Origin of the sequence: Streptomyces sp. NPDC057438 (genome assembly GCF_042802995.1) — a bacterium.
In the GTDB taxonomy this organism is placed as follows: domain Bacteria; phylum Actinomycetota; class Actinomycetes; order Streptomycetales; family Streptomycetaceae; genus Streptomyces.
Map to the genome: position 1 here is coordinate 35,017 of NZ_JBHVDD010000010.1, position 16,216 is coordinate 51,232.

Consider the following 16,216-nt stretch of genomic DNA (forward strand, 5'->3'; position numbering starts at 1 on the left):
GCCGGGCGCGCCCCTCGTCCCAAGGAGTTCCCCCGTGCGTACGTCCATCGCCACCGTCTCCCTCAGCGGGTCCCTCACCGAGAAGCTCACCGCCGCCGCGCGGGCCGGCTTCGACGGGGTGGAGATCTTCGAGAACGACCTGCTCGCCAGTCCGCTCACGCCCGAGGAGGTACGGGCGCGCTGCGCGGATCTGGGGCTGGGCATCGACCTCTACCAGCCGATGCGGGACATCGAGGCCGTACCGGCGGAGCTGTTCGAGGAGAACCTGCGGCGCGCCCGCCACAAGTTCGAGCTGATGGAGCGGCTCGGCTGCGCCACGGTGCTCGTCTGCTCCAGCGTGCATCCGCTCGCCGAGGACGACGACGCGCTCGCCGCCTACCACCTGCGCCAACTGGCGGACCTGGCCCAGGAGTTCGGCGTCCGGGTCGCGTACGAGGCGCTGGCCTGGGGACGGCACGTCAGCACGTACGACCACGCGTGGCGCATCGTGGAGGCGGCCGGCCATCCGGCGCTCGGCACCTGCCTGGACAGCTTCCACATCCTGGCCCGGGGCTCCGATCCCCAGGCCGTCGAGAACATCCCCGGCGAGAAGATCTTCTTCCTGCAGCTCGCCGACGCGCCGCTGCTGGCGATGGACGTGCTGCAGTGGAGCCGGCACTACCGCTGCTTCCCGGGCCAGGGCGGCCTGGACGTCACCGCCCTGGTGCGGCACGTCATGGCGGCCGGCTACGACGGCCCGCTGTCGCTGGAGGTCTTCAACGACGTCTTCCGGCAGGCCGAGGCCGGCCCCACCGCCGTGGACGCCCACCGCTCGCTGCTGATGCTCCAGGAGGCGGCGGGCCTCACCGCGCTGCCGGAACGTGTGGTGCCCACGGGAGTCGCCTTCGCCGAACTGGTCACGCCCGACGCCGAACCGGTGGGCGCGCTGCTCGACGCGCTCGGCTTCGCCCGGACCGCCCGGCACCGCAGCAAGCCGGTCGACCTCTGGCGGCAGGGCGACGCGCGGGTCCTGGTCAACACCGGCCCGGCCGCCCGGCGCGACGGCACCCAGCTCGCCGCGATCGGACTGGAGTCACCGGACCCGGCCGGCGCCGCCCGCCGCGCCGAGGCCCTGCTCGCACCGGTGCTGCCGCGCCGCCGCGCCGCCGAGGACGCGGCCCTGGACGCGGTGGCCGCCCCCGACGGCACGGAACTCTTCTTCTGCGCGACCGACCGCCCCGGACTCCCCAGCTGGACCGCGGACTTCCGGCCCGTGGACCACAACGGGGCCGCGGGCCATGTCACTCGCGTCGACCACATCGCCCTGACCCAGCCCTGGCACCAGTTCGACGAGGCGGCCCTCTTCCATCGCACGGTGCTCGGCCTGCGGGCCGGCGGCAGCGTCGATGTCGCCGACCCCTACGGCCTGTTCCGCAGCCGGCCGGTCACCAACGAGGACGGGACCGTCCGGATCGTCCTCGGTGTCGGACCCGCCCCGACCGACGACACCGCCCGCCCCCAGCACCTCGCCCTCGCCACGGACGACGTGGTCGCGGCGGCCCGTGCCTTCCGCGCGGCCGGGGGCCGGCTGCTGGCCGTCCCCGCGAACTACTACGACGACCTGGCCGCACGGTTCGTGTTCGCGGACGGTGAGCTGGAGACGTACCGCGACCTCGGCATCCTCTACGACCGTGACGCGGACGGGGCGTTCCGCCACTGCTACACCGAGACCGTCGGCCGGGTCTTCTTCGAACTCGTCCAGCGGGACGGCGGCCACCAGGGCTACGGCGCGCCGAACGCGCCCGTGCGCCTCGCCGCCCAGCACGCCGGCCGGCCGGTCGGGCAGCGGGAGCCACACGCGGGAGTCACTGGCGGCTGAGGTTGCGCGTCACACCCGTGACGACCGTCGTCGCGAGGATCCAGCCGGTGATGACCAGCAGGTACGACAGCCACTGACCGGGGCCCTCGGGCGCGTACGCCCGTTCCTGTCCGAAGTCGATGATCGGCAGGAGCAGGTCGAGGGTGTAGACGACCGGGTTGAACGGCGGGGCCTCGTCCGCCTTCAGCGGACCCGGCGGGTGCACCGCGTACGCGACGGACCCCACCGCCATCAGCGACAGGATCCAGACGGCCGCGCGCAGCGGACGGAAGCCGTAGCCGACGGCGGCGTCCTGGACGTAGCCCCAGAGCCGCCCGTACCAGCGCAGCGTGGCGCGATGGCGGCGCTGCTTCGCGAGCTGGACGCGCCGGGCCGCGTCCTCGTCACCGATCCTGCGGTACGCGGCCGTCAACTGCTCGTAGGAGTACGGCAGATACGCCTCCCCGTCCCGCTCCAGCATGGGCAGCCGTCGCTGGGCGGGCTCGTGCGGGATCAGGGAGGTGTAGGTGAGGCTGTTCAGCAAGACCTGCTGCGGGAGCATGTCCGGCTCCAGCACCAGTACCTCTATCTGGGCGCGGCGCAGGTTGAGGACGCCCTCCATCGCGGGGCCGTCGCGCAGCCACAGTTCGCTGACGACGGCGCTGCTCATCCGCAGGGCCACGGCGCCGGGATTGCACAGCCGCGCGTACGCCAGGTCCAGTTGGCCGCCCACCCGGGCGCCGCGCAGCTCCACCCGGCCGCGTACGTCCGCGTGCCGGAGCACGACATCGGACTCCGTGGCGAGTGTCTCCGCGCTGAGCGCGGTGCCGCCGGGCCGGTGCAGCCGGGCCCGCCTGAGGTCGACCGCGCCGGCGACATGGGCGCCGCCGAACCTGACCTCGCCCTGCGCGCGCAGCCCGGGGGCACACAACTCCTCACCGATCTCGGCCTGGTTGAGCCGCAGCGCGGGCTCGTCGTCCGACGCGGTGAACTCGGCGCGCTCCATGAACAGGGTCCCGGAGATCTGCGCCCCGGTGAGCCGGACCGGACCCCGGAAGCGGCACTCGGACAACCGCAGCCCGCCGTCCACCCGTACCCGCGCCGAACGCAGTCCGGGCAGTACGGACCTGGTCAGGTTGAGGTAGGTGAACTGTGCGCCCGAGAAGTCGGGGATCTCGTCGAAGTGGCAGCCGCTCAGCCGGACCACGCTGCCGATCGCCGCGTACTTCAGCTCCAGTCCGCCGGTGATCCGGGCGCCCTCGATCTTGAGGGCGGCGACCTCGCCCTCGCGCTGCGGAGCGGTGAGCAGCAACGCCCGCAGCACCCGGGCCCGTACGGTCCGCTCGGGACCCCAGCCGGTGCCGTCCGCCTCGCCGTCGGCGGCCGTGAAGTCCACCGCCGCGCCGAGCGGGAAGGCGTCCCACACCCGTCGCTCGGCCGCCGTCAGATCGTTGATCACCATCACCGGGAATCTCACCCTTGACGCCTGTACCTGTCAACCACTGTTCCTGGAGGCTGAGCGGGAGTGAGTCCTGTTGCCGGAACCCATGCTCGGCCCGAACGCCCCGGACGGTCCGATGCCCCACCGCATCATTCCGGTGCTGCGGGGGCGGGTGCTCGCCGCGCTCGCCGAGCGCATGGACGAGTTGCTCGACGAGGTCGTGCGGCGTCCGTGCCGGATCGGGTGTCCCTGGGTGCGCCCTCCGCTCGCCACGGCGGCAGCATCGTGGCGAGCGGTCCTGCGAGTCGCCGTCGCCCTTGCCGACGGCGGACAGGCCGTGGTCGACGCGCAAGAGGAACGTCTTGATCCGGCCGTCGTCCGGGAAGTCTCTCTCCGCCATGTCCTCCACCCCCGGTCGCCCCGCCCTGTCCTCGCCGCCGGTGTCCCGGTTCTGCCGGAGGCCGGCGCACGCCGACCACCCCCGCAACAGCCGGACTTGGACTTCGGAAGCGTCAGAGCAATTCCGCCCTCTCGCCGAGGACTTCTCGCCCATGGACCGGACAGAACGCGATCGAGCCCGTGCTCACCCGTCAGGGCGTGCCGGTGGACGCGCCCGACTCCGGGTCCGCGAAGAGTGGTTACGTGCCGCAGGAGTCCTCGGCCGGGACCCCGGAGGTGATCGTGATCGCCACGGGCTCCGCGGTGCGGCCGGCCGTCGGCGCCCGGGAGCGGCCGGAGGCGGAACGGTCGGCACACGGGTGGTGTCGATGCCGTCGGTGGAGTGGTGCGAGGAACAGCCGCGCGAACACCGTGAGCGTGTACTGCCGCCGTCCGGGCGGGCCCGCGTGGCGGTCGAGGAGGGGACCGGTCCGACCTGGTACCGCTACGTCGGTGACCACGGCCGCATCGTCTCTCTCGAACCCCTCGGCGCTCCGCCGACGCGGAGACGCCGGCCGCCGCGTACGGCTTCACCTCCGAGCACGCCGTCGCCGCGCGGGAATCACTCGCCGCCGTCCGCGGTTGACGCGAGCGCCTGAAGGAAGATGATCACTGTGAGCTCCGAAACAGCCGTGACGGCCCTCGTCACGGATCCGCTGAAGCGCCTCGGCGACGAGGGCGTCGCCGTCTGGCTCGACGGCCTCCCCCGCACCGGTGTCTCCTCCGGCGGCCTCGCGAAGCTGGTCGCGAGGCGGCACGTCGTCGGCGTGACCACCGACCCGTCCGTCTTCCGGGCCGCCATCGGCTCCGGCGAGGGCTACGAGGACCAGCTCGACGACCTCGCCGCGCGCGGGGTGACGGCCGACGAGGCCGTCCGGACGTCGGCGGCCGCCGACGTGCGCGCCGCCGCCGACGTCCTGCGGCCGGTGTACGACGCGACGGAGGGTCGGGAGGGCCGGGTGTCCGTCCAGGTCGATCCCCGGTCGGCCCACGACATGGCCGCGACCGTCGCCGAGGCCAGACAGCTCATCCGGCTCGTCGACCGCCCCGACGTGATGATCAGGGTCCCGGCGACGAAGGCTGCGCTCCCGGCGATCACCGAGGTCGCCGGGCTAGGGATCAGCGTCGACGTCACCCTGGTCCTCTCGCTGGAACGTCACTACGAGGTGATGCACGCCTATCCGGCGGGCCTGGAGAAGGCGCGGGCGGCGGGCCTGGATCTGTCCGCCGTCCACTCCGTCGCCCCCTTCTTCGTCTCCCGTCCGGACGCCGAGATCGACAAGCGGCTGACCCTGCTCGAGACGCCGGAGGCGCTGGCCCTCAGGGGCCGCGCCGCGCTCGCCGACGCGCGCCTCGCCCACGAGGCGTACGAAGAGATGGTCGGCGGGGCAGGCGGCACGAAGCCCCCGGGCAGCCGGTGGACCGCGCTCGCCGGGGCCCGTGCCGACAAGCAGCGCCCGCTGTGGGCCTCGACGGGCGTGACGGACCCCGCCCACCGGGACACCCTGTACGTGGAGGAGCCGGACGCGCCCGGCACCGTCAGCGCGATGCCCTGGGACCACGCTCGACGCCGTCGCCGAACGGGGCGTCGTCCGTGGGAACACGGTGAGCGGTGGATACACACAGGCCCGCGCCGACCTCGCGGCCGTGGAGGCGCTCGGCGTCTCCTACGAGGAGGTCGTGGGGCTGCTGGAGAACCAGGGCGTCGCCGCGTTCGCGGCGGCGTGGCAGGACCTGTCGGACATGGTGGCGAAGACGATGAACAGCAAGGGAGTTGATGGGGAATGACCGCCGAGTGGCTCAACCCGCTCCGGGACGCGGAGGACCGCCGGCTGCCCCGGATCGCGGGCCCGTCCGGGCTCGTCATCTTCGGGGTGACCGGTGACCTGTCCCGCAAGAAACTGATGCCGGCCGTGTACGACCTGGCCAACCGCGGTCTGCTGCCGCCGGGCTTCTCGCTCGTCGGCTTCGCGCGCCGGGACTGGGAGGACGAGGACTTCGCGCAGATCGTGCACGACGCGGTCCGCGAGCACGCCCGCACCGAGTTCCGTGAGGAGGTCTGGCAGCAGCTCGCCGAGGGGATGCGGTTCATCCCCGGTGACTTCGGCGACGACGAGGCGTTCAAGCGGCTCCGTGAGGCCGTCGAGGAACTGGACGGCTCCCGGGGTACGGGCGGCAACTTCGCGTTCTATCTCTCGGTGCCGCCGAGCATGTTCCCGAAGGTCGTCAAGCAGCTCAAGAAGCACGGGCTGGCCACTCCGCCCGAGGGGGCCTGGCGGCGCGCGGTCATCGAGAAGCCGTTCGGCCACGACCTGGCCAGCGCCCGCGAGCTGAACGCGGTCCTGCACGACGTGTTCGACCCCGAGCAGGTCTTCCGCATCGACCACTACCTCGGCAAGGAGACCGTCCAGAACATCCTGGCGCTCCGCTTCGCCAACCAGATGTACGAGCCGCTGTGGAACCGGAGTTACGTCGACCACGTGCAGATCACGATGGCCGAGGACATCGGCATCGGCGGCCGCGCCGGGTACTACGACGGCATCGGCTCGGCCCGTGACGTCATCCAGAACCACCTCCTGCAGCTGCTGGCCCTCACCGCCATGGAGGAACCGGCCGCGTTCGACGCGGAGTCGCTGCTGACCGAGAAACTGAAGGCGCTCAAGGCCGTCCGGCTGCCGGAGGACCTGGGCCGACACACCGTGCGCGGACAGTACGCGGCCGGCTGGCAGGGCGGTGAGCGGGTGCCCGGCTATCTGGAGGAGGAGGGCATCGACCACTCCTCGACGACCGACACGTACGCGGCGGTCAAGCTGGGCATCGACAACCGGCGCTGGGCGGGGGTGCCGTTCTACCTGCGGACCGGCAAGCGGCTGGGCCGCCGGGTGACGGAGATCGCGGTGGTCTTCCAGCGCGCCCCGCACTCCCCGTTCGACTCCACCGCCACCGAGGAGCTGGGGCAGAACGCGGTCGTCATCCGGGTGCAGCCGGACGAGGGGATGACCGTGCGCTTCGGTTCGAAGGTGCCGGGTACCTCGATGGAGATCCGGGACGTCACCATGGACTTCGCGTACGGCGAGTCGTTCACCGAGTCCAGCCCGGAGGCGTACGAACGGCTGATCCTGGATGTGCTGCTCGGCGACGCCAACCTCTTCCCCCGCCACCAGGAGGTGGAGGAGTCCTGGAAGATCCTCGACCCGATCGAGGAGTACTGGGCCAAGCAGGGCAGGCCCGCGCAGTACGCCTCGGGCAGCTGGGGCCCCGAGGAAGCGGACGAGATGCTCGCACGAGACGGACGGAGCTGGCGCAGGCCATGAAATTCGACCTGACGGACACCACGGCAAGCAAGATCAACAAGGCCCTGGTGCAGGGCCGCCGGGCCATCGGCACGCCCGCCGTGGGCATGGTCCTCACGATGGTGATCGTGACGGACGAGGAGAACGCCTACGACTCGATCAAGGCGGCCGAGGAGGCCTCGCACGAGCACCCCTCGCGCACCCTGGTCGTCATCAAGCGGCACGCCCGCACCCCGAAGGACCGCACCAAGTCGCACCTGGACGCGGAGGTACGGGTCGGCGCCGACGCGGGCACCGGCGAGACGGTCGTGCTGCGGACGTACGGCGAGGTGTCCGATCACGCCGACTCCGTGGTCCTGCCGCTGCTGCTGCCGGACGCGCCGGTGGTGGTGTGGTGGCCGGTGGACGCGCCGGAGAACCCGGCGAAGGACCCGCTCGGCGCGCTGGCCCAGCGCCGGATCACCGACATGTACGCCGTGGAGTCCCCACTCGCCGCCCTGGAGCAGCGCAGCGCCTCCTACACCCCCGGCGACACCGATCTCGCCTGGACCCGGCTGACGCCGTGGCGTTCCATGCTCGCGGCCGCCCTCGACCAGGCCAAGGAGACCATCACCTCGGCCGCCGTGGAGAGCGAGGCCGACAACCCGAGCGCCGAACTGCTGGCCCGCTGGCTGGAGGCCCGGCTCGGCGTGTCCGTGGAGCGGGTCCTGACCGCCGGGCCGGTGGTCACGGGCGTACGGCTGGGCACCGCCCGGGGCGAGGTCGTCATCGACCGCCCCGAGGGCCCGCTCGCCACGCTCACGCTGCCGGGGCAGCCGTCCCGGACCCTCGCCCTGAAGGTGCGGCCCACCTCCGAGCTGATCGCGGAGGAGCTGCGGCGCCTGGACGCCGACGAGATGTACGCCGTCGCCCTGCGCGGCGGGAACACCGACGACAAGCCCCTCCGAAACGTTTCCGAAGCCCAGGGAGAAGTGAACTGACATGGCAGCGATGCAGCTGGGTCTGATCGGTCTCGGCAAGATGGGTGGCAACATGCGCGAGCGGATCCGCCGCGCCGGCCACACCGTCATCGGCTACGACCGCAACCCCGACGTCTCCGACGTGGGCAGCCTCGCCGAACTGGTCGAGCGCCTCGACGGCAGCCCGCGCACCGTCTGGGTGATGGTCCCGGCCGGCGGTGCCACCCAGTCCGTCATCGACGAACTGGCGGAGCTGCTGTCGCCGGGCGACACGGTCGTGGACGGCGGCAACTCCCGCTGGACGGACGACGAGAAGCACGCGGCCGAGCTGGGCGCCAAGGGCATCGGCTTCGTCGACGTGGGTGTCTCGGGGGGCGTGTGGGGGCTCCAGAACGGCTACGCCCTGATGGCGGGCGGCGACGAGGAGCACGTGCAGCGGCTCCAGCCGATCTTCGAGGCCCTCAAGCCGGAGGGCCCCTACGGCTACGTCCACGCGGGCAAGGTGGGCGCCGGGCACTTCTCCAAGATGGTCCACAACGGCATCGAGTACGCCATGATGCAGGCGTACGCCGAGGGCTGGGAGCTGCTGGAGAAGGTCGACTCGGTGACCAGCGTGCGGGAGGTGTTCCGCTCCTGGCAGGAGGGGACCGTCATCCGGTCGTGGCTGCTGGACCTCGCCGTCAACGCGCTCGACGAGGACGAGCACCTGGCGAAGCTGCGCGGCTACGCCGAGGACTCGGGCGAGGGGCGCTGGACCGTCGAGGCCGCCATCGACCACGCGGTGCCGCTGCCGGCGATCACCGCCTCGCTGTTCACCCGCTTCGCGTCCCGTCAGGACGACTCCCCCCAGATGAAGATGATCGCCGCGCTGCGCAACCAGTTCGGGGGCCACGCGGTCGAGTCGAACAAGTAGCGAACGGACGCGGCAGGAGACGTTCCCCGGCGGCACAGGGGCTCCGCGCCGATGCGCGGAGCCCCTCGGGCCGGTGCCGACAGGGCGCTCAGCGGCCGAAGTTGAACCAGTTCACGTTCACGAAGTCCTGCGACTGGCCGCTGGTGAAGGTCAGATGGACGTCATGGGTGCCGGTGACCCGGCTGATGTTGGCGGGCACCGTCCGCCAGGACTGCCAGCCCCCGGTGTTGCCGATCGAGAAGCTGCCCACCGGTGGGTTCGCACGGCTGTCGAGCCTGACCTCGACCAGCCCGCTCACCCCCGAGTTGGCGCCGGAGGCCACCCGGGCCACGAACTGCGTCGCGCCGGTGGAGCCGAAGTTCACGTTCTGGAAGAGCGCCCAGTCCCCGTTGGCCAGCGCGCCGATGTTCTGGCCGCCGCCGGTGTCGGTCGTGGTCTCGGTGAGGGTGCCGCTCTGGCCGTCGTACGACTCGGCCTGGATGGCGCTGTACGCGTCACGCGTGCCCGTCGGCGGCGGAGTGGTGGTGCCGCCGCCGGCCGACAGCACCTGCACGTAGTCGACGACCATGGGCACCCCGGAGCGGGTGTCGCCGTCCAGGCCGCCGCCGAACGCGTCCGGGAAGGCGCCGCCCATCGCCACGTTCAGGATGATGAAGAAGCCGTGGTCGGTGGCGTTGGACCAGGTGGTCGCGTCGAACTGGCCCGCGTTGACCGAGTGGAACTGGGTGCCGTCGACGGAGAACCGGATCGTCTCGGGGGTCACCGAGCGGTCCCACTCCATGGTGTAGGTGTGGAAGCCGGACTGGCAGGTCGTGCCCGGGCAGGCGGTGGAGTTGCCGATGCCGGTCGTCTCGTTGCACGGGCCGCCGGGGCTGGTACCGCAGTGCATCGTGGCCCAGACCTGGTTGCGGCCCTGCACGTTCTCCATGATGTCCAGCTCGCCGACGCTCGGCCAGTTCTGGTAGTTGCCCCGGTAGGGGGCGCCCAGCATCCAGAAGGCCGGCCAGTAGCCCTCGGCGGCCGTCCCGGTGACGTTCGGCATCTGGAGCCGTGCCTCGACACGGAGCTTGCCGCCCGCCGGGGGCCGGAAGTCGGTGCGGTTGGTCTCGATCCGGCCGGAGGTCCACCGGCCGGCCGAGTCGCGGACCGGGGTGATGCGCAGGTTGCCGTTGCCGTCGAGGCTGACGTTGCTGGTGCTGTTCGTCATGGTCTCGACCTCGCCGGTGCCCCAGTTGGCGGGGCCACCGGGATACGAGGTCCCGGTCGCGTACTGCCAGTCGGAGGTGTTGACGCCGGTGCCGGCGCTGCCGTTGAAGTCGTCGACGAAGACCTGGGTCCAGCCTGCGGGCGGTGTGGGGGCGGCGCCCTGGGCGGTCGTCGCCCACGCCGTGGCCAGCGCCAGCGCGCCGGCCATGGCGAGGAACACACGCCTGAGCGGGCGGCGACGTCCGAGGGGTATGCCGGAGGGTTCACTCATAGCGGCCTCTTCGGGGGTACGGAGTGAAGTGCGCGGGTGGGGAGGAGCGCTCCGCGGAGTCCGTCCTGAGAGCGCTCTCAAGAGAAGAGCGTGCGGACAATGTGCGCCGTGACACCACGGTCGTCAAGAGTTGAAGCGGAGAAAGTCCTTGCGCGCGTGCCGAGTTCACCTCTTTTCCGCGAGGAGATCTCGGCGTTCACACCGAGACGGAGCGGCCTGCGGGTGCGGGCGGCACGGAGCGTCGCGGTGGACGGCCCGGCAGGTGGCACCGGATCAGTGGTGTGCCGACCTGATGTGACCGCGCCGGCCTGTTCCGTCGGTGCCCGAGACCGTCGAGGGGATGCCGGGGCATGCCTTCTCGCGCCTTCTCCTGCGCCGGCGCCCTCGCGGCGTCCGTGCCTTCTCCGGCGCCCGCGCGCGTCCGTGCCTTCTCCGGCGTCCGGGCCTTTCTCGGCGTCCGTGCCGTCTCCGGTGCTTGTGCCTTCTCCTAGGCCGGCGCCGTCGCCCGGATCGTGTCGATGACCGCCTGGACGGCGGTGACGAAGTTCTGGGGGTCGTCCAGTTCCTTGAACCGCGGGGCCAGTCGGGCGATGTTGGGGAACTTCTCGGGCGGCAGGGTGAGGTAGTCCGTCTTCCACGCCCGCAGATCCGCGTCCCGGATCTCGGGGGACAGGGACGCCAGACTCGCGTCCATGGCGCTGTAGGACAGGACCAGATCGGCGAAGACACGGTAGTAGCGGGCCGCGTCGTCGTCGTCGAGGCCCGCGCGGCGCATGCAGTCCAGCTTCCGTTCCACGGTCCGGAACTCGTTCTCCCGGCGGGCGGTGCGCGCGGCCGCGAGGGCACCCACCCGGGGGTGCCGGAGGAACGCCCGGTGGGTGTGGACCGCGATCTGCATCAGGTCGTGGGCCCAGTCGTCCGTCGGCGGCGGGATGTTCGCCAGCGCCTCTTCGTGCAGGGCGTCGATGAGGGCCAGCAACAGCTCGTCCTTGTTGCGGAAGTGCCGGTAGATCGCCGTCGGATGAGCGCTCAGCTCGCGGCCGAGCGCCGAGAACGTCAGCTTGTCCATGCCGGACGAGTCGGCCACCCGGAACGCGGCCTCGACGATCCTCTCCTGGCTCAGCGTGCCGCGGGGCAGCCGGGTCCCGCGCGTGCCCTTGGCCGGACCGGCGTTACTGGTGGTCATATGTCCTTCCCCTTGTCGGTTCCCCTCCATAGTGGTGCACCGCGACGGCCGGATCAGCCCGCGACGGCCGAGCCGTCCGCCCGCGGGTCGGTGGCCGCGACCAGGCGGGGACCGGCGGTGCCGGCCGCGCGGCGGACCAACTGGCCGTGCCCGACACCGTCGTCGTGCGCCTCGATCAGGTCGACGGCGAACCCCGCGCCCTCGATCGAACGGACGCCGGGGCGGGGTACGTCCCGCTCCGCCTTGACGGTCCCGGCGCCCTCCGTCACCCCGGCCTCCATGGCCCCGAGGACCCAGCGCGGCGCCGACACGGCACGTCCCGGGGACGCGCCGGCGGCGAGCTGCAGGGCCAGGTGGGTGTGCACCTGCGGCTGCGCGCGTCCGCCCATGACGCCGTGTGCTGCGACGAGCGATCCGGTCTCGCGGACCAGGACGGGCATCAGGGTGTGCAGGGGGCGCTTGCCGCCGGCGAGCCGGTTCGGCGACGCCGGGTCGAGCGAGAACGACGCGCCCCGGTTGTGCAGGACGACGCCGGTGCCGGGATCGAGCACCCCTGCGCCGAAGCAGTGGAACACGCTCTGGATCAGGGAGACCCAGGTGCCGTCCCGGTCCGTGACGACGACGGCCACGGTGTCGCCGGAGGCCTTGCGCTGCCCGAGCAGCTCGACCGGCGTGCCCGCCATGGCCCGCTCGGCGACGCGTCGCACGTACGGTGCCGACAGCAACTCTTCGGCGGGGGTGGCCTCCCCCCACTCCGGGTCGCAGCAGAAGGTGTCGCGGTCGGCGGCGGACTGGGCGAGCACGGACGCCACCACACCCGCGTCGCGGCCCAGCGGGTCGAGCGTCCCGCGCTCCGAGCGCACGACGTCGAGCGCGCGCAGGCCTTGGAGGAAGTACAGCCCCTGCGAGTTGTCGCCGCCGGAGAGGTATTCGACGCCGTCGTACACCGCGCCGTGGGTCCCCGACAGCCGGACCGTGTGCTCGGCGAGGTCCTCGACCGTCATGGCCGAGCCCCGCTGGGCGAGCAGTTTCACCAGGCTCAGGCCCACGTCGCCGCCGTACAGGGCGGACGGTCCCTGCGCGGCGATCGACGCGAGCGTACGGGCGAGGGCGGGCTGCCGCAGGGTCCGGCCGGCCCGCAGGACGTCTCCGTCGGCGAAGAACACGCCGAGCATCCCGGGGTCGCGGGCCAGGATCTGTCGTTCCCTGCGCAGGTCCAGAGCCAGTCCGGGGGCGACGGGGACGCCCTCGCGGGCGGCCGCCTCGGCGGGAGCGAGCGCCGCCGCGAGCGGACGGGTTCCCCAGGTCCCGGCGAGCGCGGCCCAGCCGGCCACCGCGCCGGGGACCGTGACCGGGAGCGCACCGAGGACGGGCATCCGCTCGTATCCGGCCGCGATCTTCCCGACGTCCACGGCCCGTGGCGCCCGCCCGCCGGCGTTGACGAACCGGACCTCACCGTCGGCGGTGCCCACCAGCGCCAGCAGATCGCCGCCGACCGAACACTGATTGGGGTAGACGACGGTCAGCATGGCGGCGGCCGCGAGTGCGGCGTCCACCGCGTTGCCACCGCCGCGCAGTACGTCGGCCGCGACCTCGCTCGCCGTCGAGTGCGGTGTCGCGACGGCCCATGCGCCGCCCGTGGCGGAGAGCCGACGATCAGTGAATTCGGACATGGTTCCCTTCCCCAGTGCCCCACGCGGATCCTCTGAGGGGTGCCGTGCGCTTCCCGCGGGCGTCCGGCCCCGGTGCCGGGAGCGGCGAACAGGAGCCGTTCCTTGGGCAGATGGTCGTTAACCGCCCCGTTACGGGAGATTCCTTGACAGCTTCGGAGCGACCGCCCAAGCTTCCCTCATAGTCAACGGCATCGACTATCGCACTGACTATCGGCCCACGCAACCACGGAAACCCCTGAAGGAGGCCGGCAATGGCAAGATCGTTCCGTCGTGCCAGTCGTACGACACTCCCGGCGGCCTGTGCCGCCGTCGCGGCGGCGGCCGTGCTCGCCGGGTGCGGCGGCGCCACCGAGGCCACGCCCTCGTCCTCGGCCTCGCCCGCGGTCGACCTGCCTGCGGGGACCCTCGCGAAGGACGGACAGATCACCTACTGCTCGGACATCAGCGCGCCGCCGCTGACCTACTACGACGCGGCGCAGAAGCCGGTGGGCGCCGAGATCGAACTGGGCGACGCGCTCGCGGAGCGGCTCGGCGTCAAGGCGAACTGGGCCAACACCGCGTTCAACGGCATCATCCCCGCGCTGCAGGCCAAGCAGTGCGACGCGATCATCACCCAGCTCTACATCAAGCCCGAGCGGGAGAAGGTCGTGAACTTCGTCCCGTACATGTACGCCTCCAACACCCTTGTCGTGTCCGCCAAGAACGGCGAGGGCATCAAGGGCGTGGCCGACCTCTGCGGCAGGAAGGCGGCGGCGCAGACGGGTACGACCGTCGCCGACCACCTCGCCGACCAGTCGAAGAAGTGCCTGGCGGACGGGAAGCAGAAGGTCGACATCCGGCTGTTCAACAAGGACACCGACGCCCTTCAGCAACTGCGTCTCGGGCTGGTCGACAGCTACGGCACGACCCTGGAGACCGCGGCCTACGTGATGAAGCAGCAGCCGGGCACCTTCGAACTCGCCGGAGAGCCCTTCAACCGCATCAAGGTGGGTGCCGCCACCCGCAAGGACGACACCGCGTTGCACGACGCCCTCACGAAGGCGTTCGCCGCCCTCCAGAAGGACGGCGAGTACGCCGCCATCCTCAAGAAGTGGAACCTGACGGGCGACGACATCGCCGGTTAGCACTCCCGGCCGTACGACCGGTGGGGCCGTCCGAACGCCGTACGTCCCGACCGCCGTACGTCAGGCCGGCCGTGGTCCGGTCCGGCCGCATCCGCACCTACGCAGGAAGAGGATGACGTGATCGACACGTCCTTGCTGGCCGACCCGGCACCGGTGGCCGGTTTCGACTGGCCGTTCTTCTGGCACTATCTGCTGTCCCCTTCGGGCATCTTCCTGGAAGGGCTGTGGCGCACCGTGTACATATCGGTCATCGCCCAGTCGCTCGGTGTGGTGCTCGGGCTCGTCGTCGCGCTGGCCCAGCGCAGTCGCTTCGCCGCGCTGCGCTGGTGCGGCCGGACGTACGTCTGGCTGATCAGGGGCACGCCCCTGCTGGTCCAGCTGGTCCTCGTCTACAACGGCCTCGCGGCGGCGGGTGTCTACCGGTTCAGCGACGTCCAGGTGGGCGGCCTCGTCCTTCTCGGCGTCGTGCAGGCGGCCATCCTGACGCTCGCGGTGAACGAGGCCGCCTACATGGCCGAGATCATTCGCGCCGCGCTCGACGCCATCGACCGGGGGCAGACCGAGGCGGCGCAGGCCCTGGGTATGACTCCCTCGCTGACCATGCGCGTGGTGCTGCTGCCCCAGGCGCTGCGGATCGTCGTTCCGCCGCTGGGCAACGAGTTCAACCTGATGATGAAGTCGACGTCGCTGCTGTCGGTCATCGGACTGCAGGAGATGTTCCTGACGGCCCAGTCGATCAACTCGGCCACCTTCAAGACGTTCGAGATCTTCCTCGTCGCCGCGTGCTACTACCTCGCTCTGACGACGCTCTGGTCGTTCGTCCAGCGGTTCATCGAGCGCAGACTCGCGGACCCCGGGACCGTCCCGCCGCCCGGCCCCTCCCTGCGGGAGCGGTTCGTCGGCGGCGGAGGCAGGGGCGGCGGCCCCGCACGCCGGGAGAACGAGGTCGCGGACAAGGAAGCCACCCTCACGGGCAAGGAGGCGCACTGACGTGGAATCGATCGCGAGGGCGACGGCGGGGAACGAGCCGCACGACCGGGCCACCCCGGTACGCACGGGCCCGGCCGGACCCGCGGACCCGTCGGCGGTGCTGTCGGCGCGCGGGATGGTCAAGGCGTTCGGCGACGTACGGGTGCTGAACGGGGTGTCGATGGACGTCCGGGCCCGTGAGGTGGTGGTGGTCGTCGGGCCGTCGGGCTCGGGCAAGACCACGTTTCTGCGGTGCCTCAACCACCTGGAGAGCATCGACGAGGGAGAGATCCTCGTCCAGGGCCGCCGGGTCGGATACAAGGACGGCCAGGACCGGTTGGTCGAGGAGCGGCCACGGGCGATCGCCGAACGGCGACGCACCATCGGCTTCGTCTTCCAGCGCTTCAACCTCTTCCCCCACCTCACGGCCCTGGACAACGTGGCCGTCGCCCCGATGAAGGTCCTCGGCGTGCCGAAGGCGGAGGCGAGGGAGCGGGCGCACGCGCTGCTGACCAGGGTCGGCCTCGCGCACAAGGCGTCCTCGAGGCCGTCCGTCCTGTCCGGAGGCCAGCAGCAGCGGGTCGCCATCGCACGCGCCCTCGCCATGAAGCCGGAGCTGATGCTGTTCGACGAACCCACGAGCGCGCTCGACCCGGAGATGGTCGGCGAGGTCGTCACCGTGATGAAGGAGCTGGTCGAGGACGGCCTGACGATGATCGTCGTCACCCACGAGATGGGTTTCGCGCGGTCGGCCGCGGACCGCCTCGTCATGTTCGATGAAGGCGTGGTCCTGGAGGAAGGGACACCCGAGAAGCTCATGACAGACCCCGAACACCAGCGCACGAGGGCGTTCCTGCGGCGCATCGACGGGCACGGGTGAGCGACGGCCGCCCCCTCCGCCCTCCG

General features: G+C 71.6%; 11 protein-coding genes and 2 pseudogenes. 9 read left to right on the forward strand and 4 right to left on the reverse strand.

Going from position 1 to position 16,216, the window contains the following annotated elements; genetic code table 11:
* Positions 1-34 precede the first annotated feature (34 nt).
* Positions 35-1,858 (forward strand): bifunctional sugar phosphate isomerase/epimerase/4-hydroxyphenylpyruvate dioxygenase family protein, encoded by a 1,824-nt coding sequence (locus tag ACFU5F_RS08670; protein ID WP_383883917.1) that lies wholly within the window; start codon positions 35-37, stop codon positions 1,856-1,858.
* Here the strand turns inward: ACFU5F_RS08670 and ACFU5F_RS08675 are convergent.
* Complete coding sequence (locus ACFU5F_RS08675; RefSeq protein WP_383883919.1) at positions 1,845-3,299, reverse strand: membrane-associated oxidoreductase; 1,455 nt, start codon at positions 3,297-3,299, stop codon at positions 1,845-1,847. The genes ACFU5F_RS08670 and ACFU5F_RS08675 overlap by 14 nt on opposite strands.
* 561 nt (positions 3,300-3,860) lie before the next feature.
* Between ACFU5F_RS08675 and ACFU5F_RS08680 the strand changes: the two are divergent.
* The 5 genes and pseudogenes from ACFU5F_RS08680 to gnd form a co-directional block, all read left to right on the forward strand.
* A pseudogene (locus ACFU5F_RS08680) lies at positions 3,861-4,302 on the forward strand (transketolase C-terminal domain-containing protein); the annotation flags it as partial.
* A gap of 19 nt (positions 4,303-4,321) precedes the next feature.
* A pseudogene (gene tal, locus ACFU5F_RS08685) lies at positions 4,322-5,504 on the forward strand (transaldolase).
* On the forward strand, positions 5,501-7,030 hold the full coding sequence (gene zwf / locus ACFU5F_RS08690; protein WP_383883922.1) for a glucose-6-phosphate dehydrogenase: 1,530 nt from the start codon (positions 5,501-5,503) through the stop codon (positions 7,028-7,030). Before tal ends, zwf begins: the two are co-directional and overlap by 4 nt.
* Complete coding sequence (gene opcA / locus ACFU5F_RS08695; protein WP_383883925.1) at positions 7,027-7,989, forward strand: glucose-6-phosphate dehydrogenase assembly protein OpcA; 963 nt, start codon at positions 7,027-7,029, stop codon at positions 7,987-7,989. Before zwf ends, opcA begins: the two co-directional genes overlap by 4 nt.
* 10 nt (positions 7,990-7,999) lie before the next feature.
* Positions 8,000-8,881: a phosphogluconate dehydrogenase (NAD(+)-dependent, decarboxylating) gene (gene gnd, locus ACFU5F_RS08700; RefSeq protein ID WP_383884148.1), complete on the forward strand. Its 882-nt coding sequence runs from the start codon at positions 8,000-8,002 to the stop codon at positions 8,879-8,881.
* 88 nt (positions 8,882-8,969) lie between these two features.
* Here gnd and ACFU5F_RS08705 read toward each other — a convergent pair whose 3' ends face one another.
* From ACFU5F_RS08705 to ACFU5F_RS08715, 3 genes are all read right to left on the reverse strand, one after another.
* Positions 8,970-10,358: a glycoside hydrolase family 16 protein gene (locus ACFU5F_RS08705; RefSeq protein WP_383883927.1), complete on the reverse strand. Its 1,389-nt coding sequence runs from the start codon at positions 10,356-10,358 to the stop codon at positions 8,970-8,972.
* 487 nt (positions 10,359-10,845) lie between these two features.
* Entirely contained in the window at positions 10,846-11,544 is a 699-nt protein-coding gene (locus ACFU5F_RS08710) for a TetR/AcrR family transcriptional regulator (RefSeq protein WP_383883930.1), read from the reverse strand.
* A 53-nt stretch (positions 11,545-11,597) separates the two neighbouring features.
* Positions 11,598-13,217, reverse strand: a complete 1,620-nt coding sequence (locus ACFU5F_RS08715; RefSeq protein ID WP_383883932.1) for a gamma-glutamyltransferase — start codon at positions 13,215-13,217, stop codon at positions 11,598-11,600.
* A 251-nt stretch (positions 13,218-13,468) separates the two neighbouring features.
* Here ACFU5F_RS08715 and ACFU5F_RS08720 point away from each other — a divergent pair, with 251 nt between their 5' ends.
* From ACFU5F_RS08720 to ACFU5F_RS08730, 3 genes are all read left to right on the forward strand, one after another.
* Positions 13,469-14,341: an ABC transporter substrate-binding protein gene (locus tag ACFU5F_RS08720; protein ID WP_383883934.1), complete on the forward strand. Its 873-nt coding sequence runs from the start codon at positions 13,469-13,471 to the stop codon at positions 14,339-14,341.
* A gap of 117 nt (positions 14,342-14,458) precedes the next feature.
* Positions 14,459-15,331, forward strand: coding sequence for an amino acid ABC transporter permease (locus tag ACFU5F_RS08725; RefSeq protein WP_383883936.1), 873 nt, complete (start codon positions 14,459-14,461; stop codon positions 15,329-15,331).
* A gap of 115 nt (positions 15,332-15,446) precedes the next feature.
* On the forward strand, positions 15,447-16,190 hold the full coding sequence (locus ACFU5F_RS08730) for an amino acid ABC transporter ATP-binding protein (RefSeq protein WP_383884151.1): 744 nt from the start codon (positions 15,447-15,449) through the stop codon (positions 16,188-16,190).
* Positions 16,191-16,216 lie beyond the last annotated feature (26 nt).